The organism is Pseudomonas sp. Mb7, assembly GCF_054790525.1.
On record NZ_CP186501.1, the window covers coordinates 4606401 to 4625000 of the forward strand.

Below are 18600 nucleotides of genomic sequence, written 5' to 3' on the forward strand. Positions count from 1 at the left end.
GCCTGGCCATGGATTGCTGGTCGGTGCTGCACCTGCACGATGACGCTGAAGCCCGCGACATTAAACGCGCCTATGCGCGTCTACTGAAAACCTTCCGCCCCGATGAGGATGCCGAAGGTTTCCAGCGCTTGCGCGAAGCCTACGAACAAGCGCTGGCGATTGCCCGGTGGCGCCTTGAAAACGCTGAGCCTGCGGACGAAGAAGACGTCGCCGTGGCCACGGCTTCCAGCGCCTTTGCCGCACTGGCACTCGATGCTGCGCTGGCAAACAACCACAGCCACCTGCAAAACACCGCGTGGGATTTTGCCGATCTCGACTTTCCGCCCGTCAACCCGGCAGCCCCCGAGCCTTTTGCGCCGCCGGCGAAGGATGATGTTTTGCCTGTCGAGCCACTGACGGCGGCCACGGACACAGAGGCGTATGCGCTTGAAGCGCAGGCCGCACGGCAACTGCTTGAGGGGCTGTCGCCCGAAAATCTCGACGAGCGTTGGGATCAGGCGCAACAGCAAGGCTGCGCCAAGGCCTTCGAAAGGCTGTTACTGCAGTTGTGTTTTGAACAGGCACAACTGCGCAGCCCGGTGCTGAACTGGGCCGTCGAGCAACTTGGATGGTTGGGGCCGTGGCAGGACGTGTTGATGAATGATCGTCAGCATGAGGTTCTCGCCGAGAATCTGATGGCCGACTATCGAGACAACCTGCAAGCGCTGCTCGAAGGCCAGAGCGAGCGCGAATTCCTCAACGTGCTCAAACGCTACAGCGCCCAACCGTGGTTGCAGGTTTTCGATCGCCGCGAACAATGGCAGCAAACCCTGCTGCACTTGCTCAATGACAGCGAGTGGAGTGTGCCGCTGTTCGACCGCATCGGCCAACTGTTCGGCTGGGATCACAACAAAGGCCTGCACCCGCAACCGAACTGGCTTTGGGACACGTTGATCGAACGCTGCGATCAGGAAAGTTTCTACGACAATCTGCGCGCCAAGGCGGAAAGCGACCGGATGTCGGCGGCCGACGTTCAGGCGGCGCATCTGTTGATCAACCCGCTCAAGCCCCTGCAGCAAAAGAAGGTGACAGACGTCTTTGGGAGGGATGAATGGAAGGCCTGTTACGAACTCTCGAATAAACTCAAATGGCGTTTTCCCGACCTGCTCGCCCGGTTGCCCTACGCCGATGTTTTCTTCTGGCGGCGTTTCCTTCCACGTCCCATCGCCGCCGAAACCTGGGTGCGGTTATGGACCGCGATTGCCTTGGCGCTGTGCCTGTTCTATCTGCCGTCCCCACAAAAAACCGCTATGGACCTCGTCTTCATTCCAATGATATTTGCCTGCGTGCCGGTCTGGTTTTTTCGCATTGCACTGAGTTGGTGGGTGGTGCTCACGGCCCACGTGATCCTGCCGGACCTGTGGCTCACCGAGTGGCTGATTCCACGTAAATGGAACCCATACACGCGGTGGCTGGTGATACGCCACGGGGTTCCGCAGGGGGTCATGCTGCTGCTGTTTTCGCTGCTGCTCGGCCCGCTGGGGGCGCTCACTTACGTTGGCACGATCCTGATCGGGCGGGTAGACAAACGCCGTATCGGTTCGCTCGATCCAGTGCTGAGCAGCCGCCGTCCTTGGCTGACCGCGCTGCACTGGGCGCATTTCAGTCCGCTGCAATTGCTGTTTCTGGTGGTGATGATTGCGATCATGGCGGCCAGCCGACTCGGTTACTCGCTCACTCAATTCATGCCTGGCTAATCCTGCTGCACCCGCAAGACCTGTCACCCAACCGTCACATTGCCTTGCTAGCGTCCGCCCGAAACATACTGAAACAATTAAGCAAAACGGGCTGAACGATGAAAGACGACACAGACGGTACTGACGCACCCGCATCCAATCACCCCACCGACACCAGTCGCCGTCGCTTCCTCGGCGGCGTCGCGGTGCTCGGTGTCGGTGCCACGCTGGCCGGGTGTGGCAGCGCCAGCGATCAACCGGGCAAACCGGCCGAGCGCCCGCTGACGCCCGCCGAGCTGGACAAAGCCCTGCGCGATCAGGTGAAAACCGTGGTGGTGATCTACGCCGAGAACCGCAGTTTCAATAACCTGTTCGGTGATTTCCCCGGTGTCGAAAAGCCGCTAACCGCGCTCAAGCCCGGCGACTATCAACAACGTGATCGCGACGGCTCGCTGCTGCAAACCCTGCCTCCAGTCTGGGGCGGTGTGCTGCAGATCGGCCCGCAAACCCTTGATGGCGTGACTTACCCCAACGCCACGCAGTTTCAGGAAAACCTGCCCAACGCACCGTTCGCCCTCAAAGGACCGACCGGCGAGGACTTGCCGTTCGGTCTGGTGACCCGCGACTTGTGGCACGTGTTCTATCAGAACCAAATGCAGATCAATGGCGGCAAGAACGATGGCTTCGTCGCCTGGGCCGACTCCGGTGGCTTGACCATGGGCCACTACGCCCAGAGCCGCTATTCCCTGCGCCTGTGGGATGTCGCTCAGGAATTCGTGCTGTGCGACAACTTCTTCCAGGGCGCTTTCGGAGGCTCGTTCCTCAACCACCAATACCTGATCAGCGCCACCGCGCCGTTCTATCCTGACGCGGCCAATTCAGTGGCCAAATCGCAGATCGCCGCGCTGCAAAGCGATGATCCGAGCGACCCGCGCCTCAAGCCGCTTGAGCAATCGCCGGCCAGCGCCATGAGTGGCCCGCCGCAGTTCGGCCCGAGCGCACTGACCCCGGACGGCTTCGGCGTCAACACCCTCGCCCCGCCCTACTGGCCGACGTGGATTCGCGACCCTGAGCGCCCGGCGTATTCCAAAGCGGATCTGCCCAACGTGATGGTGCCGCAGACCCACGAACACATCGGCGACAAGCTATCGAAAAAGCACATTGACTGGGCATGGTATGCCGGCGCGTGGCAGGCGACGCTGGATCAGTACAAGGATTCCGGCGGCATTCCGAAAATCCCCAACTTCCAGTATCACCATCAGCCGTTCAACTACTTCAAGCAACAAGGCCCGGAGAACCCCGACGAGCGCAATAAACGCCTGCGCGACGCTGGCCTGGGCGATGAGTCGAGCAGCAACAAATTCTTCGCCGATGCCGAAGCGGGCAAGTTGCCGGCGGTGAGCTTCTACAAACCCCAGGGCAACCTGAACATGCACGCCGGTTATGCCGACGTGGCGTCCGGGGATCGGCACATCGTGCGTGCGCTGAAGGTGCTGCGTGAAAGTCCGCAATGGCAAAACATGGTGGTGATCGTCACGGTCGACGAGAACGGCGGCTGGTGGGATCACGTCGCGCCGCCCAAGGGCGACCGCTGGGGGCCGGGCGCACGAGTACCGGCGCTGGTGGTGTCGCCGTTTGCACGCAGGGGCACGGTGGATCATACGGTCTACGACACGGCATCGATCCTGCGGTTGATCACCCGTGTCTTCCAGTTGGAAACGCTCAACGGTCTCAAACAACGCGACGAAGCGATGATTGCCCGGGGTCAGCAACCCATGGGCGATTTGACCAACGCCCTGCATTTTCCGGCCTGAAAACCAGCCCTGCGAGTTTGCGCAAAAATCTGCCAATGACGGCTTCTCTGTCAAACGCGGCTGATCCACTATGAGGCGCCCCCGACACGCGGGGAACCCACGCTGAAAAGGATCTGAGCATGTTCAAACTCGCAGGACTCTCACTTGCCGCGCTGACGCTGAGCGCGGCCGCCCACGCCGATGTCGATCTGAAACTGGGCAGCACCGAACGCGTTACCCGCCTGTTCGCTTACCCCAACAATTGCAGCGTAATCTGCTTCCGCAACTGGACGCTGGAACAGACCGTCGCCCATTACCTGAGCCAGAGCGTGCAACGCGATGGTTATGCCGATGCCAAGGTGTTGGTAAAAACCGATAACGGCCAGCTCTACGCCGAAATCACCGGCGTGCCAAAGGATTACGACAAACCGCTGTCGGCGCTGCTGGACGCGGGCGATCTGGCCTACACCGGCGCCAGCAAGCTCAATGCCGATGGCAAATGGGCCTACAGCTGGTATCTGTTCCTGCCGCTGGGCATGGCTTTGGAAAACCGTAAAAGTGTCGAATTGCTGCACTTCCCGCCGGATTACTCGCTGACCCAAGCGCAAGATTATTTGCGTTCGAACACCACCGATCGTTGGGCGACTCTGCTGACTGACAATGGCATTCCTGCCGAGCAGACGCCGGCCTATCAAACCATCATCGATATCGCCCCGATCGCTGCGCCGTCCAATGCTGGCAGTGATCTGGAAGGCGTGTATGACTACTTCAAGGACTACCAGACCACCCTGGTCAAACAGTTCAGCCAGACCGCCAGCGGCACGACGCTGCCGATGGTCGCGTTCGGCGCGCCGGTGCGTAACTGGATCAAGCAGCAATACGGGCCAACCGTGAATGTCTTGGGCCTGGCGACGATCAGCCCGAGCGAAGGCGTGAAAGTGCCGGTGCTGGGTTCCAACCACCCGAGTTATATCTGGTACGCCGCTGACCCGAAAAGCTACACCGGCGACGACGCACAGGCCAAGGCTGATGCTGCAGGTCTGAAAGTCATGGGCCAGGATTTGAGCGCGGCCTGCTGGCAGGCGGGCATGGGCAGTAAACCAGGCAGCGATGCACAGGCCACGCTCAACAGTTGCACACAGACGTGGCAGGTGACGCAGAAGGTCAAAACCTGCGAGTTGTTCTACACCTCGATCCGCAACCTGACCCCGGAACAGGCCGTCGCCAAGTGCGCGACCACCCCGATCAAGGCCCAACTGAAGCAATTGCAGGCACCGCTGCCTGCCACCGCCGTTCCCGCCCCGCATCTGTAATCGCTTGAAGCGCTCCCGTGTCAGCCAATGCTGACGCGGGAAAGCGTCTAACTCTCCTGTCAGATCTGACAGTAGACCAGCTATACCTAATACGACACGATTGGATCCAAGCAGAAGTGCTGCAGCACTGACAGGACGTCACCCCCAGGAAGTCGCAAAACCTTTGCGGCAAGGACTGTTATGAATATCCACGCCATGGCGCAATCGGCGCCACGCGATACTGAAGGTATTTACCCCTTCGCCGGTTTGCCGGTGCGACTGGGGTTTCCCGCCAGTGCCGATTTCGAAATCATCCACGATGCGCACGCCAGCCCTATGGGGGTCGCGGCGCGGCGTGAGTTTCTGCAAAGCCATCGGATGTGCCGGGTGTCAGGGCAACTACTGCCCTATCGCTGCCGACAGACCCGACAGATGCTGACGGGCATCCACATTTACGATCCGCGCTTTTGCGGTTTGATCGAACACGCCTGCGACCCCAACGTGTTTCTCGACATGAGCGAGCTGTGGTTGTGGGCGTTGAAAGATATCCACAGGGGGGAGCGGCTGACCATGGACTACGCCGCCACCGAAGACAAACTGCTGCATCAGTTTGCCTGCGGCTGCGGAGCCAAACGCTGTCGAGGGTGGATCACCGGTTACGACGAACCGCCCAGCATCGAGGGCCAGCACTTTTTACAGCGCTGGCGGCACTCGGGTTTGCGCTGAAAGGCCGTTTACAACGCGCCAACCGGACGCAAACGGTATTGCGGCGGCAATTGCTCGAAACCACTGATGGTGGTGTTCAGGCTTTTCCAGCGACCGTCCTTGATGCCGTAGATGCAACCGTGGATCGACAGGCTCTGCCCGCGATGCCAGGCGTTCTGGATGATGCTGGTGTGGGCGACGTTAGCCACTTGCTGGATCACGTTGAGTTCGCACATGCGATCAACCTGCTCTTCTTCGGTCGGTAACTTGGCCAGTTCTTCACGTTTTTCGTAGTACAGATCGCGGATCGAACGCAGCCAGCCGTCGATCAGACCGAACTGACGATCCTGCATCGAGGCGCGTACACCGCCGCAGCCGTAGTGGCCGGTGACGAGAATGTGTTTAACCTTGAGCACATCGACCGCGTACTGGATCACCGACAGGCAATTGAGGTCGGTGTGCAGCACCACGTTGGCAACGTTGCGGTGCACGAACAGATCACCCGGCAGCATGCCGACGATCTCGTTGGCCGGTACACGTGCGTCGGAACAGCCGATCCACAGATATTCCGGCGTTTGCTGGCGCGCCAACTTGGCGAAGAAATCCGGGTCTTCCTTGGTGATCGCGTCAGCCCAACGCTCGTTGTTATCAATCAGGTCTTGTAAGTCATGCATGCTGTAAGGCCTCAAGAAAGATGCGCTGGTATGACAGACGACCACCCGTCGGGGTCACGCCGTCACCGCAAGTGATTTCATTGGAATTCTCGTGTGCCCGGTGAGTCCACCTAAGTAAGGCCCACAGTATGAGGAATTGCCATGACTGATTCACGACGCCCTTACGATGCGGTGCAACCGGAGCCCATCGATGATAACGAAGACCGCATGGGTTCGGTGCATGAGCTGGATTTCGATGAAGACGAACCCAGTGCGAAAATCGGTGATGAGATTCCCGAGCGTGAACGCGAGCAGTTGATGCCGCGTGAACGGGTGCGCGAGGCGGGTATGACCGGGGCTTCAGTCAGTGATCATGAACCCACCGACGATGACCTCAGTCCAGAAACGCTGATTCATGAAGATGGCGCGCGGGATGCCGAAGAGGCCGGGGAAGGCAATCAGGCCGATTGGGATCTGAGCATCGTCGATGAAGATGACATTGGCGGTGGCAATGGGCTGGATGAGGCAGAGCTGGCGCGGCGCGATCCGCTGGATGGCAACCGTTGATCACTTAAGCTGAAACTCGGTCCCTGTAGGAGCTGCCGAAGGCTGCGATCTTTTGATCTTGTTCCGTAACATCAAAAATAAAATCAAAAGATCGCAGCCTTCGGCAGCTCCTACAGGTAATCAGTCAACCAGGGTGCAGGCCATGACCACAGCATCTTCACGCCCACCCACCGCCGGATAATAATCCCGACGCCGGCCAATCTCATTGAAGCCATAACGTTCATACAACTTGAACGCGCCCGTATTGCTGTCACGCACTTCCAGAAAACATTCTCGCGCAGAAGCCGCATACGCCCGCGACATCAGATGCTCAAGCAACGTCAGCCCCAGCCCACGCCCCTGATTTTCCGGTTTGACGGTAATGTTGAGCAGGTGCGCCTCATCGAGAATGATCTGCACCACCCCGTGGCCAACCTGTTGCTCACCTTCGAACATCAGCCATATCTGGTATTTACCCAGGCCGTCGAGAAAAATCCCCCGGGTCCACGGGTGGCTGTACGCGGCGTACTCGATTTTCAGCACGGTTTCCAGATCCGCCTCGGTCATCGGGCGGAACGATACAGCGTCACTCATTCGATTCTTTCCAGCGCGCCATCAGCCGACGCATGGCTTGCCACACAGCGGCCTTGCGCTGTGGCTCTTCCATTAACAATTCCAGACCGGGAATGGCCCAGGCCGAGCCCAGACCTTCGATCTGCAACTCACGATTGAACGCTTCGGCATCCGCTTCACCGGCAAAACGCACCGCCGGAAGGCCGATCAGCCACAGACAGGCGCAGGGTGCGGCTTCCATTTGCACGGAAAGGAAACCCTGAACGAAATCACGCGCCGCCTCCGGGCCTTGATCCATGGTGCCGCGATTGAGCCACGGCCAGCGCACCGGCTCACCGACGATTTGCGGCGCATCCGGCAGACCGGCGGCGCGCAGCATGTCTTTCAGCAGCAAATAGGCGGGATCACGGCTCTGGAACGGTTCGCCTGTGGGTAACTCGACCAGCAGCAGGCATCGCCCGGCGCGCAGTAATTGCAGGGCGAAACGCGGTGGTGGCACCGGTGCCGGTTTGGCGACGACTGGCGTGTCGTCGGCCTCTTCTACCGGTTTGGCACCGGTGCGGGTACTCGCCAACGACGGCCGCGGTACTTCGATTTTCGGCCGTTCGACCGGACGAGCGGCAGCCGTTTGCTCCGGCGCATCGGCTTGCGGCGCGGACACAACCGGCGCTTCTACCTCCGGCTCGGGCATGTCCAGCAGCTCGGGCCGCGACGGTGCGGCGAAGGGCAATTCGGTGCGCGGCAGCCAGTTGACCACCTGCATGGCGTTCAAATAGGCGCGGCGGCGGGACTCGATTAGCAAGGGTCGGCCACTTGTGGATAACTGAAGTGCGCTGATTCTACCGCCCTTCGTTCAAGATCGCCCGTTGTAGATCGATACTCTTTCACGAGGCGCTTTACCCACGCTCTTTATACAAAGAATGCGACAGCCCGTCCCGAGAGTGAATCGCATCCTTCGTGATGCAGTACAATCGCCGCTTTTCATTGCCAACCAGCCGGGCATTCCGATGATCGAACCCAAGCGCGTCTTGCGCGCCCTCGCTGAACACTGGGCACTGCTTGAGCCACTGTGTGAGCACTTCGACCAAGGCACATTGAGCCTCAACGAACTGCGCTCGCAACTGGCCGCCCAACAACTGGACAGCACGCCGCAGGACATCACCAGCCTGCTCGACGTGTGGATTCGCCTCGATATCCTGATTCCGGTGGCGAAAAGCCCGAACCGTTTCGAGCTGAACGCACAGATCCACGATTTCCTCGCTTATCTGCGTCGCGAGCACCGACTGGGCCTGTGCCTGGAAATCGAAGCCTATTTGCGTCACCTCGAACGTCTGGCCGGGTATATCCAGGACGCATTCGAAGTCCGCGATGGCCACGACCTCGCCCGCCAGTTGCGCCTGCTCGACATGCGCGTGCGCGACGTACTGAAGAAGCTCGACAACGACGAACAGGCGCTGGTCGCCGTCGCAGAACGCGCGAAGACCAGCGACCGGCAGATTCCATTGCGTCAGCGTTACGCCGAAGTGTTGGCAACGTGGGACGAATACGTCGAGCCGATGATCGATCTGGTAAACGCCGACGGCGCCTTCGAACAAGGCGTGCGCAAGGTCGAAACTGTATTGCTGAAGATGCTCAGCGAACAGCAACGCCTCGGCCATCTGGTCGACGACGACATGCTGCTGCGCACCCACGCACGCATCCTCGAGATGCAGACCAGCGCCCAACTGACGTTGCGTCACGCCCGCGAACTGCTGCTGCCGCTGCGTGAAGAAGCGCGCCGGCACAACGCCGTTACCCGTGGCGCCGCGTTGGCCCTGGCGGCGATTCGGCGTAAAGGCATCGACGCCGTGCCGCAAGCCGCGATGCCGCTGTTCACCCGCCCGCAAAGCACCTTCCTCGGCAGCGCCAGTCAGGTCGAAGCCTACGTCTATGCGTTGGCGCGTTTCGAGCCAAAACCGGCGCGTTTCCCCAAGGCGCACAAGACCCAGAAGGGCGAAGCCCCACGCGCGCCCCGCACCGTGCGCGAGATGGTCGACCGCTGCGAAGAAGCCTTGCCGATGCCGGATCTGATGACCTGGCTGCTCGAGCAGGAACCGGACGGCGCCACCGACGAATTGCTCTACTGGTTCTCGCGCCTGTCGCGAGAAAAGCGCTTCAAGCGTGAGCGTCTGGAACGCCGCGAATACCACACTCACGAGCACCAGGTCAGCCTGCGCTCCTTCGCCCTGCTCTCGGCCAGCGACAGCGCCGCCGAGAATTCTGCGAGCATCCCCAATGCATCTTGATCTTTCCGAACTGTCGCAACTCGCGCCGATCTTCCGCGAGCTGTTCAAGGGTTACCACGTCAGCCGCCGCGATCCGGAGCTGTACGCGCAATTGTCGAACTTCCAGGATCAATACCGCACGCTGTTCAAGGCGCTGGGTTTTGAACTGGTTTGCGATACCCGAGGTTTCTACTACTTTGTGCCGGACATGGCCGCTGCGGCGGTAAACAAGACTGCGCAGCGTCTGGCGCTATTCACCTTCATCCTCGTCGAGCACCTGGCCGATCAGGGCCGCGACCCGATCGCCGTGCTCGATGGCGGCAGCCTCGGCCGTGAAGAACTGCCATCGCTACTGGAGAAGTACCGCGACCTGTTCATTCAGGCCGAAGTGCAGACCGTTGAAGAGCTCGAAGAAAAGATCATGCGCCGCATGACTCAACTCGGCTTTGCCAGCGAAGAAAACGGCGTGTACCGCTTCCTGCCGCCGATGCACCGCTTCCTCGACGTGTGCCTGTCGGTGCAGCAGGACCGCGATCTGGCGGCCAGCGTGCACAGCGTTCTGCCGTTGCCGGCGCCAGTGCTGATTGATGAAGCGGCGGAAGCCAAATTCCTCGAAACCGACGACCCGCTCGATCTCTCCGAATTTGAGGAAGAGAGCGAAGAAGATGCATTGGCCCGCGCCATTGCCGAAGAACAGGAGTCCGACGCATGAGCCAGGAACGCTACGGCATCCGCCGCTTTGCCCTTTTGAACACCGCCGGTTACAGCCTCGGCCTGTTCCCGCTGGAAGAACCGCTGTCGGTTTACGGCGCGAACAACCTCGGTAAATCGGCGTCGATCAACGCCTTGCAGTTCCCGATTCTGGCGCGCATGTCGGACATGAGTTTCGGCAAATACAGCCTGGAACAATCGCGGCGCTTCTACTTCGCTTCCGACACCAGCTACATCCTTGTCGAAGTGAACCTGCCCCACGGCCCGCACGTGATCGGCGTGGTCGGTCGCGGCCCGGGCGGTGGTTTCGGTCACCAGTTCTTTGCCTATGCCGGCAAACTCGATCTGGCGCATTACCAGAAGAACGACACCTGCCTGCGCCAGAAAGAGCTGTTCAGCAACCTTGAGAAAGAAGGCCTGAAAGCCTACGAACTCAAGCCGGACGAACTGCGTCGTTTGCTGGTTGGCGGTCACACGTCGATCCCGCTCGACCTGACGCTGATCCCGCTGCGCTCCACCAGCGAGCAGAGCCTGAAGACCTTCCGTGCGCTGTTTATCAACCTGCTGCACATGCGCGAAATCACCGCAGCCAAGCTCAAGCAGTTGTTCCTCGATGCCTTCGAACACAGCCTGCGTTCCGGTAGCGTCGATTACATCGCCGCGTGTGAAGAAGCCTTCCGCGATGTGCGGCGCATGGAACAGGACTACAACTCGCTGGTCGCGGCCGGCCCGCTGGTTGAGGCCTTGGCCAACGGCGTGAAACAGCGCGACATACTGCGCGGCAAACTGCATCGCCTGTCGCCGCTGCTCGACTCGTTGCTCGGCACCTGGTCGGACTACGCCAGTGCGCGCAAAGAAGAGCTGACCATCCAGGCCGATCACTATCGTGGCGAGCAGGACAGTCTGCAAAACGATCAGCGCGGCGGCACTCAGGAACTGATGCGTCTGGAGCGGGAGATTTCCGGCATCCAGCGCTGGCTCGGCGAATTGTCGGTACTGAAGAATCGCTTCGCCCTGGTCGATGACGTCAAAGTGCTCGAGCAACAATTGCTCGCGGCCAAAGACGCGCACGACGAACTGGCCGGTGCCTTGGCGCAATCCCGTCAGTTCAGCGCTGAAGATCTGGAAGAGCGCGTGCGCGATCTGGAAAAACGCCTGAAGTCGGTGAAACAGCAACTCGATCACGCCGACAACAACAGCTACGCCCGCCTGCGCGAAGAGTTCTCGCAGCAGGACGTCGAGCGTTTGATGCGCCTGTTCAACAGCGCGCTGTTCAGTCTGCCGCTGGGCGAACACGGCATTACCCTCGACGAAGATGGCGAGTGGGTCAAATCCGTTGAGCTGATTCTCGATGGCTTCAAAGGCGAGCGTTTTGAAGTGCCTGGCCTGTCGATCGACATCTCGCACATCGAGCCGCCGGCGCTGCAAGCCTTGGCTGACCGTGCCGCGCTGCGCGATCAGAAAGAGCGTCTGGAAAAAGAGCTCAAGCAACTCAAGACTCAACAGGCTGTAGCCGCCGACCGCGCCGCGAGCAAAACCCAGACCGAAGCGCTGTACCAGCAAGTGCTGGACGCGCAGAAGGCGCTGGAAGATTTCCGCCGCACCCAGACTCTGAGTGCCGAGGAAGGCGACAAGCTCGAGCAACTGGCGCAGATGGAAGGCGCCCAGGACGAACTCAAGCGTTCCAGCGATGCGTTCACCGAGCGCGTCCAGCAACTGTCGGCCAAGCTGCAACTGGTCGGCCGGCAGATCGCCGACATGGAAGCCAAGCAACGCACCCTCGACGACGCGCTGCGCCGTCGTCAGCTGCTGCCGGCGGATCTGCCGTTCGGTACGCCGTTCATGGATCCGGTCGACGATTCGATGGACAACCTATTGCCACTGCTCAACGACTATCAGGACAGCTGGCAAGGCTTGCTTCGCGCCGATGGTCAGATCGAAGCGCTGTACGCGCAAGTGCGTCTAAAAGGCGTGGCCAAGTTCGACAGCGAAGACGACATGGAGCGCCGTCTGTCGTTGCTGATCAACGCTTACGCGCACCGTACCGATGAGGCGCTGACCCTGGGCAAGGCCCGTCGCGCGGCGGTCACCGACATCGCCCGGACCCTGCGCAACATTCGCAGCGACTACGACAGCCTCGAGCATCAACTGGCGCTGTTCAACCGCGAGATCAACAAGCGTCAGGTCTCCAACCTGCAGAGCTTCCGCATCGTCCTCGCGCCGAACAAGGAAGCGCTCAAGCACATCGACCAGATCATCCACAGCGCCGGTCAGTACGAAGAAGGCGAAACCCTGTCGGTGTTCGATCTCAGCCAGAGCGCCGAGCAGGACAACAAGAACGAAGAAGCCAAGGAATACCTGGCGCGGCTGGTGGCGGCAAACCACAACCAACTCGGCCTCAAGGACTTGTTCGAACTGGCCTTCGAGATCACCAAGGTCAACGGCCAGCCAGTAATCCACACAGACATCGATGGCGCGGCGTCCAACGGCACGACCATGACCATCAAAGCGCTGACCAACATGTATTTGTTGCTGCACTTGATGGACCGCGATCAGGCCGGTCGCGTACGTCTGCCGTATTACCTCGATGAGGCGGCGGACATCGACGAGAAGAACCAGGCCGCACTGCTGGAAACCAGTCTGCAACTGGGTTTCGTGCCGATTCTGGCGAGTGTGAAGCCGCAGGTCTGCGCCAGTGTCGCGATCGACCTGGAAGGCGGCAGCGGCCCGGCGGGCATTTACATCGATGAGGCGGACTGGAAGTACATCCGTCGCCATGATGTGGTCAAGGCAACGCTGAATGTTGAAGCGGATGAACCGGAGCTGGATGCGGTTTGATCGGCATTAACTGAAGGCAATAAAAAGGGCCGCGATCTGTTTGGATCGCGGCCCTTTTTTATGGCTTGGGGTTTGTGCTGATTTTGCCTGCTCGCGATGGCGCCACTTCAGACACCATAGAATCACTTACCGAGGGAAATCTTCGGCGCCCACGTCAGCCACTCATCCTCAAACTTGTCGAACAACGGGAACGTCTGCTCAGCCCGCGCCGGGTTACCCATGCGCTCGCCATCCGGCGTTGCGAAGGCAATCCCACCCTGAATCGCCGTCTCCAGCGACTCGGTGCGCACCGTCAGCCCATTGAACAAACCGATATCAAACCCGACACCACTGGTGTTCCAGAACCGGCTCCCGCTGCGCACCAACGGTGCGTATTTCGGCTCGATCAGAATGTGCACCAACACTCGATCAGCGGTCTGGCCCAGTTCATAACCGGTGACTTTGCCCACGGTAATTTCACGGTAAGTCACTGGCACACCCGGTTTCAGCGAACCACGACGGGCCGCGCTCAAGACCAGACTCAGACCCGCCTCTTGCTTGGTCACTTCCGGCGCATTGGCTAGCGCCACGAAGTTCTTCTGCGGCCCCAGACTCTTCGCCGCCGGTTGCACTTCTATGTATTTTCCGGTCACCAGGGTTTCCAGATTTTCTGTCTTGATCAGGCCCAGCTCAGGTTTGACCACCCAGAATTGGCTGCCGACCCGGGCGATCTTCTCCGGCACTTCGGTAATCCGCGCCGTGAGGATCACCGATTGCAGATCATCGGTCAGATCGACACTTTCGATCTTGCCGACATCCAGTCCCTTGAAGCGCACCGGGGTGCCACTGCGCAGACCATCAGCGCGATCGACTTTGATCGTCACCACCGCGCCTTTCTGATTCGCCTCATCATGGTTGGCGAACAGGCGGAAACGTGGAATACGCTTCTGCAACGGCGCCTTGGCCTGCGGTGTTTCAAAAGCGATGCCACCGGCCATCAGGGTCTGCAGCGATTCGCTCTTCACTTGAATGCCGCCGGTCAGTCCGCCGGTCAGCGTGATGCCGCTGACATTCCAGAAGCGCGTCGACGCATTGACCAGGTTTTCGTATTCCTTTTCGATGTGAACACCGATGACCAGTTGCTTGCGGGTCTTGGAGAACTGGTAGCTCTGCACCGAACCGACCTTGACCTGCTTGTACAAAATCGGACTGCCAACATCGATGGAGCCAAGGACATCGGTGAACAACACCAGGTGCAGCCCCGGCGAACGCAGATCCAGCGGCGGCGCCTTCGGCCGAGCCTCGAACTCGCGTTTCGGCGCAGCGCCCTTGTCACCCGGGCGCACGGCGATGTAGTTACCTTTCACCAGCGCTTCCAGCCCGGTGATACCGGCCAGAGAAATCGACGGTTTGACCACCCAGAACTGGGTGCCGTCGACCAGATAGTCTTCGGCCAACGGATCAAGAGTCAGCTCGGCAGTGGCGCTGTTCAGATCGGGGTCGACCTTCAATGCTTTCAGGTTGCCGACCTGAATGCCTTTGTACATCACCGGCGTGCGGCCAGCCTGCAGGCCTTCGAAGTCGCTGAGTTTGACCTTCACCCGGATCCCGGCCGCAGCAGCATCGAAATCTTCGTAGAGACGGAACGGCAGGCTTGGATCGGTCGGCGGGCTGTCCTTGCGGTTCTCCGGCGTAGCGAAGGCGATGCCGCCGGCGACGATGCTGGCCAGCGATTCGCTGCGCACTTTCACCCCGGACAGGTTGGCGTCGATGCTGATGCCGCTGGCGTTCCAGAAACGCGTGTGTTTGCGCACCAGTTTGGCGTAGGTCGGCTCAATGAAGACTTTCAGCTCAACGGTGCTTTGATCTTCCGAAAGCACGTAGCTTTTGATCTGGCCAACCTTGATCTGTTTGTAGAACACCGGGCTGCCACGATTCAGCGAACCGAGACGATCCGCCTTGATGGTCAGATGCAGGCCGGGTTTGGCATCCGACAGCGGCGGCTCTTCGGCAAGCGCCTTGAACTTGCGCGTCGGTTCCCCTTCGCCGGGGCTGATGGCCACGTAGTTACCCGAGACCAGGGTTTCCAGACCGGTGATGCCGGCCAGCGTCACGCTCGGTTTGACCAGCCAGAAACGCGTGCTGGTCTTGAGGTATTGCTCGACGTCTTTGTTCATCTCGACGGTGGCGATCACGCCTTTGGAGTTGCCTTCGTCGTCGAGCTTGAGCGCCTTGACCTTACCGACCGGCATGCCTTTGTACATGACCTCGGTCTTGTTGGCCTGAATACCTTCGCCACTCTCGAAGCGGATCTGAATTTCGATCCCGGTCTCGGAATAGGCACGCCAGCCAAGCCAGCCGCCGATGATCAGCGCGATCAGAGGCAGTACCCAAATGGCAGACCAGTTCGAAGCCGGTCGAGTTTTCGCTACGGGCAAATCAGTCATGGTCGTCGTCCGACTCCGTGTTATCCCAAATCAGTCGGGGATCGAAAGTTACTGCGGCGAGCATCGTCAGAATCACCACACTGGCGAAGGCGATGGCGCCAAGATTGGCTTCGACACTGGCAAGCCGGCCGAAGTTGACGACCGCCACGAGAATGGCGATCACAAAAATATCGAGCATCGACCAGCGGCCAATAAACTCGATAAAACGGTACATCCAGATGCGCTGACGGGCGGACAGCGGCTGACGTCGTTGCACCGAAAACAGCAGCAGCGCGATGCCCACCAGTTTGAAGGTCGGCACCAGAATACTGGCGATAAACACCACCGCAGCAATCGGAATCATGCCGTGCTGCACCAACTGGATCACGCCGGACATGATAGTGCTCGGATCACCCTGCCCCAAAGAACTGACAGTCATGATCGGCAAGACATTGGCCGGTATATAGATGATCGCTGCCGTGATCAGCAGTGCCCAGGTGCGGGTGAGGCTGTTTGGCCTGCGAGCGTGGACCAATGCACCACAGCGGGTGCAGGTTTGCTCGTCGGTGTCCGCTTCCTGCCTGTTCAACTCATGACATTCGGTACAGACCAGAATGCCCGCATCAATCGCCCGCATGAGCATCTTCCCCTGATAGCGCCTGCCAGATCTGATGCGGTGACATCACCACCTCCAGCCATACCTGCACTAATAACAAGCTAATGAAACACGCTAGGCCGAGACCGACGGTGATGGCCGCCATGTCCGCCAGTTTGACGATCGCCACCAGTACGCCCATGAGGTAGACCTCGAGCATTCCCCAGTCTTTGAGGTGGTGATAAATACGGTAAAGCAACAAACCGTAACTGCGACCGACATCGAAGCGGATCGTTAGCAAGACGAATAACTGGCACAGCAACTTCAACAGCGGAATGGCCATGCTGCACAGGAATACGACGATCGAAACACCCTGCATGTCCGTGTTGAACAAGCCGACCACGCCGCTCCAGACCGTATCCTGCGAAGACTGTCCGAGGATATTGAGTTGCATGATGGGTAAAAAGTTTGCCGGGATGTACAGCAGCAATGCTGCAATCACCAAGGCAAGGCTGCGCTGCACCACGTTATGGCGGTGGGCATACAACTCGTAACCGCAGCGTGGGCAGAGGGCTTTTTCGCCATGGGCAAGTTGTGGCTTGCGCATCAGCAGGTCGCACTCGTGACAGGCCACCAAGTCTTCCAGCGGTAAATCTGACAGCCCGGGGGCGTCAACCGACTCTGACATAAAGGCTCTGGCTCCGAATAAGGTGGGGCTATTCTAGTGTTCTGATTCGAAAATAACTGTGCAAATTTGTTCGTTGTCGCGAGTAAAAAACTTTCCCGCGGGCAAAACAAAACCCCAACTGCTTTCGCAATTGGGGTTTCGGAATTTAATCTTGACGATGACCTACTCTCACATGGGGAAACCCCACACTACCATCGGCGATGCATCGTTTCACTGCTGAGTTCGGGATGGGATCAGGTGGTTCCAACGCTCTATGGTCGTCAAGAAATTCGGGTACTGACTCGTGGCCTTGTGGCCTCGCTTCAGCAAATTGGGTATGTGATAGCTTTCGGTGTTTGTGAACATCGAACTTTCGGTTCGTTTCGTCTTCACACACCGCAATCTGGTCTCTTCGACGCAAATTGCTTGGGTGTTATATGGTCAAGCCTCACGGGCAATTAGTATTGGTTAGCTCAACGCCTCACAGCGCTTACACACCCAACCTATCAACGTCGTAGTCTTCGACGGCCCTTCAGGGAACTCAAGGTTCCAGTGAGATCTCATCTTGAGGCAAGTTTCCCGCTTAGATGCTTTCAGCGGTTATCTTTCCCGAACATAGCTACCCGGCAATGCCACTGGCGTGACAACCGGAACACCAGAGGTTCGTCCACTCCGGTCCTCTCGTACTAGGAGCAGCCCCTCTCAAATCTCAAACGTCCACGGCAGATAGGGACCGAACTGTCTCACGACGTTCTAAACCCAGCTCGCGTACCACTTTAAATGGCGAACAGCCATACCCTTGGGACCGGCTTCAGCCCCAGGATGTGATGAGCCGACATCGAGGTGCCAAACACCGCCGTCGATATGAACTCTTGGGCGGTATCAGCCTGTTATCCCCGGAGTACCTTTTATCCGTTGAGCGATGGCCCTTCCATACAGAACCACCGGATCACTAAGACCTACTTTCGTACCTGCTCGACGTGTCTGTCTCGCAGTCAAGCGCGCTTTTGCCTTTATACTCTACGACCGATTTCCGACCGGTCTGAGCGCACCTTCGTACTCCTCCGTTACTCTTTAGGAGGAGACCGCCCCAGTCAAACTACCCACCATACACTGTCCTCGATCCGGATAACGGACCTGAGTTAGAACCTCAAAGTTGCCAGGGTGGTATTTCAAGGATGGCTCCACGCGAACTGGCGTCCACGCTTCAAAGCCTCCCACCTATCCTACACAAGCAAATTCAAAGTCCAGTGCAAAGCTATAGTAAAGGTTCACGGGGTCTTTCCGTCTAGCCGCGGATACACTGCATCTTCACAGCGATTTCAATTTCACTGAGTCTCGGGTGGAGACAGCGCCGCCATCGTTACGCCATTCGTGCAGGTCGGAACTTACCCGACAAGGAATTTCGCTACCTTAGGACCGTTATAGTTACGGCCGCCGTTTACCGGGGCTTCGATCAAGAGCTTCGCGTTAGCTAACCCCATCAATTAACCTTCCGGCACCGGGCAGGCGTCACACCCTATACGTCCACTTTCGTGTTTGCAGAGTGCTGTGTTTTTAATAAACAGTCGCAGCGGCCTGGTATCTTCGACCGGCATGAGCTTACGGAGCAAGTCCTTCACCCTCACCGGCGCACCTTCTCCCGAAGTTACGGTGCCATTTTGCCTAGTTCCTTCACCCGAGTTCTCTCAAGCGCCTTGGTATTCTCTACCCAACCACCTGTGTCGGTTTGGGGTACGGTTCCTGGTTACCTGAAGCTTAGAAGCTTTTCTTGGAAGCATGGCATCAACCACTTCGTGTTCTAAAAGAACACTCGTCATCAGCTCTCGGCCTTAAGATCCCG

14 protein-coding genes and 2 rRNA genes (1 of these 16 cut by a window edge) are annotated in these 18600 nt (G+C 59.0%); 8 read left to right on the forward strand and 8 right to left on the reverse strand.

The features are described from left to right. Positions 1 to 8 precede the first annotated feature (8 nt). The 4 genes from ACOYXH_RS20715 to ACOYXH_RS20730 all read left to right on the forward strand — a co-directional run bounded on the left by ACOYXH_RS20715 (position 9) and on the right by ACOYXH_RS20730 (position 5526). Complete coding sequence (locus ACOYXH_RS20715; RefSeq protein ID WP_220556994.1) at positions 9 to 1736, forward strand: J domain-containing protein; 1728 nt, start codon at positions 9 to 11, stop codon at positions 1734 to 1736. A 98-nt stretch (positions 1737 to 1834) separates the two neighbouring features. Continuing rightward, positions 1835 to 3529: an acid phosphatase gene (acpA, locus tag ACOYXH_RS20720; RefSeq protein ID WP_460409922.1), complete on the forward strand. Its 1695-nt coding sequence runs from the start codon at positions 1835 to 1837 to the stop codon at positions 3527 to 3529. A gap of 119 nt (positions 3530 to 3648) precedes the next feature. Next, complete coding sequence (locus ACOYXH_RS20725) at positions 3649 to 4821, forward strand: hypothetical protein (protein WP_095125803.1); 1173 nt, start codon at positions 3649 to 3651, stop codon at positions 4819 to 4821. Between the two features lie 180 nt (positions 4822 to 5001). Then, on the forward strand, positions 5002 to 5526 hold the full coding sequence (locus tag ACOYXH_RS20730) for an SET domain-containing protein-lysine N-methyltransferase (RefSeq protein WP_095125804.1): 525 nt from the start codon (positions 5002 to 5004) through the stop codon (positions 5524 to 5526). A gap of 8 nt (positions 5527 to 5534) precedes the next feature. Here the strand turns inward: ACOYXH_RS20730 and can are convergent, their stop codons facing one another. Continuing rightward, entirely contained in the window at positions 5535 to 6179 is a 645-nt protein-coding gene (gene can / locus ACOYXH_RS20735) for a carbonate dehydratase (protein WP_007912954.1), read from the reverse strand. Positions 6180 to 6320: 141 nt separating this feature from the next. Between can and ACOYXH_RS20740 the strand changes: the two genes are divergently transcribed. Continuing rightward, the gene (locus ACOYXH_RS20740; protein WP_016983591.1) at positions 6321 to 6725 is read left to right on the forward strand and encodes a hypothetical protein; all 405 of its coding nucleotides are present in this window, start codon (positions 6321 to 6323) and stop codon (positions 6723 to 6725) included. A 120-nt stretch (positions 6726 to 6845) separates the two neighbouring features. On the opposite strand, the gene rimI is transcribed toward ACOYXH_RS20740, so the two are convergent. Beyond that, positions 6846 to 7298 (reverse strand): ribosomal protein S18-alanine N-acetyltransferase, encoded by a 453-nt coding sequence (rimI, locus tag ACOYXH_RS20745; protein ID WP_007912963.1) that lies wholly within the window; start codon positions 7296 to 7298, stop codon positions 6846 to 6848. Continuing rightward, positions 7291 to 8040: an energy transducer TonB gene (locus ACOYXH_RS20750; RefSeq protein WP_093441537.1), complete on the reverse strand. Its 750-nt coding sequence runs from the start codon at positions 8038 to 8040 to the stop codon at positions 7291 to 7293. Before ACOYXH_RS20750 ends, rimI begins: the two co-directional genes overlap by 8 nt. A gap of 244 nt (positions 8041 to 8284) precedes the next feature. Here ACOYXH_RS20750 and mksB point away from each other — a divergent pair, with 244 nt between their 5' ends. Genes mksB through mksF form a run of 3 tightly spaced genes read left to right on the forward strand, consistent with a single transcriptional unit; the run spans position 8285 to position 13090 of the window. Next, positions 8285 to 9562: an Mks condensin complex protein MksB gene (gene mksB, locus ACOYXH_RS20755; RefSeq protein WP_007912967.1), complete on the forward strand. Its 1278-nt coding sequence runs from the start codon at positions 8285 to 8287 to the stop codon at positions 9560 to 9562. Continuing rightward, the gene (gene mksE / locus ACOYXH_RS20760) at positions 9552 to 10253 is read left to right on the forward strand and encodes an Mks condensin complex protein MksE (RefSeq protein WP_007912968.1); all 702 of its coding nucleotides are present in this window, start codon (positions 9552 to 9554) and stop codon (positions 10251 to 10253) included. The genes mksB and mksE overlap by 11 nt, the downstream gene beginning before the upstream one ends. Further along, the gene (mksF, locus tag ACOYXH_RS20765) at positions 10250 to 13090 is read left to right on the forward strand and encodes an Mks condensin complex protein MksF (protein WP_095125806.1); all 2841 of its coding nucleotides are present in this window, start codon (positions 10250 to 10252) and stop codon (positions 13088 to 13090) included. The genes mksE and mksF overlap by 4 nt, the downstream gene beginning before the upstream one ends. 122 nt (positions 13091 to 13212) lie before the next feature. On the opposite strand, the gene ACOYXH_RS20770 is transcribed toward mksF, so the two are convergent. The 5 genes from ACOYXH_RS20770 to ACOYXH_RS20790 form a co-directional block, all read right to left on the reverse strand. Next, entirely contained in the window at positions 13213 to 15516 is a 2304-nt protein-coding gene (locus tag ACOYXH_RS20770) for a PqiB family protein (protein WP_095125807.1), read from the reverse strand. Next, complete coding sequence (locus ACOYXH_RS20775; protein WP_095050584.1) at positions 15509 to 16132, reverse strand: paraquat-inducible protein A; 624 nt, start codon at positions 16130 to 16132, stop codon at positions 15509 to 15511. The genes ACOYXH_RS20770 and ACOYXH_RS20775 overlap by 8 nt, the downstream gene beginning before the upstream one ends. Continuing rightward, positions 16119 to 16778 carry a paraquat-inducible protein A gene (locus ACOYXH_RS20780; protein ID WP_460066027.1) on the reverse strand — a complete coding sequence of 220 codons (660 nt, stop codon included), beginning with the start codon at positions 16776 to 16778 and terminating at the stop codon, positions 16119 to 16121. Before ACOYXH_RS20780 ends, ACOYXH_RS20775 begins: the two co-directional genes overlap by 14 nt. A gap of 149 nt (positions 16779 to 16927) precedes the next feature. Next, positions 16928 to 17043 (reverse strand): 5S ribosomal RNA (rrf, locus tag ACOYXH_RS20785). A gap of 151 nt (positions 17044 to 17194) precedes the next feature. Continuing rightward, a 23S ribosomal RNA gene (locus tag ACOYXH_RS20790) occupies positions 17195 to 18600 on the reverse strand; it runs 1488 nt beyond the window's last position.

Excerpts from the sequence above, each read along its gene's own strand:
- ACOYXH_RS20715 (WP_220556994.1), top strand. The coding sequence starts at position 9 with ATGGATTGCTGGTCGGTGCTGCACCTGCACGATGACGCTGAAGCCCGC.
- acpA (WP_460409922.1), top strand. The coding sequence starts at position 1,835 with ATGAAAGACGACACAGACGGTACTGACGCACCCGCATCCAATCACCCC.
- ACOYXH_RS20725 (WP_095125803.1), top strand. The coding sequence starts at position 3,649 with ATGTTCAAACTCGCAGGACTCTCACTTGCCGCGCTGACGCTGAGCGCG.
- ACOYXH_RS20730 (WP_095125804.1), top strand. The coding sequence starts at position 5,002 with ATGAATATCCACGCCATGGCGCAATCGGCGCCACGCGATACTGAAGGT.
- can (WP_007912954.1), bottom strand. The coding sequence starts at position 6,179 with ATGCATGACTTACAAGACCTGATTGATAACAACGAGCGTTGGGCTGAC.
- ACOYXH_RS20740 (WP_016983591.1), top strand. The coding sequence starts at position 6,321 with ATGACTGATTCACGACGCCCTTACGATGCGGTGCAACCGGAGCCCATC.
- rimI (WP_007912963.1), bottom strand. The coding sequence starts at position 7,298 with ATGAGTGACGCTGTATCGTTCCGCCCGATGACCGAGGCGGATCTGGAA.
- ACOYXH_RS20750 (WP_093441537.1), bottom strand. The coding sequence starts at position 8,040 with ATGCAGGTGGTCAACTGGCTGCCGCGCACCGAATTGCCCTTCGCCGCA.
- mksB (WP_007912967.1), top strand. The coding sequence starts at position 8,285 with ATGATCGAACCCAAGCGCGTCTTGCGCGCCCTCGCTGAACACTGGGCA.
- mksE (WP_007912968.1), top strand. The coding sequence starts at position 9,552 with ATGCATCTTGATCTTTCCGAACTGTCGCAACTCGCGCCGATCTTCCGC.
- mksF (WP_095125806.1), top strand. The coding sequence starts at position 10,250 with ATGAGCCAGGAACGCTACGGCATCCGCCGCTTTGCCCTTTTGAACACC.
- ACOYXH_RS20770 (WP_095125807.1), bottom strand. The coding sequence starts at position 15,516 with ATGACTGATTTGCCCGTAGCGAAAACTCGACCGGCTTCGAACTGGTCT.
- ACOYXH_RS20775 (WP_095050584.1), bottom strand. The coding sequence starts at position 16,132 with ATGCGGGCGATTGATGCGGGCATTCTGGTCTGTACCGAATGTCATGAG.
- ACOYXH_RS20780 (WP_460066027.1), bottom strand. The coding sequence starts at position 16,778 with ATGTCAGAGTCGGTTGACGCCCCCGGGCTGTCAGATTTACCGCTGGAA.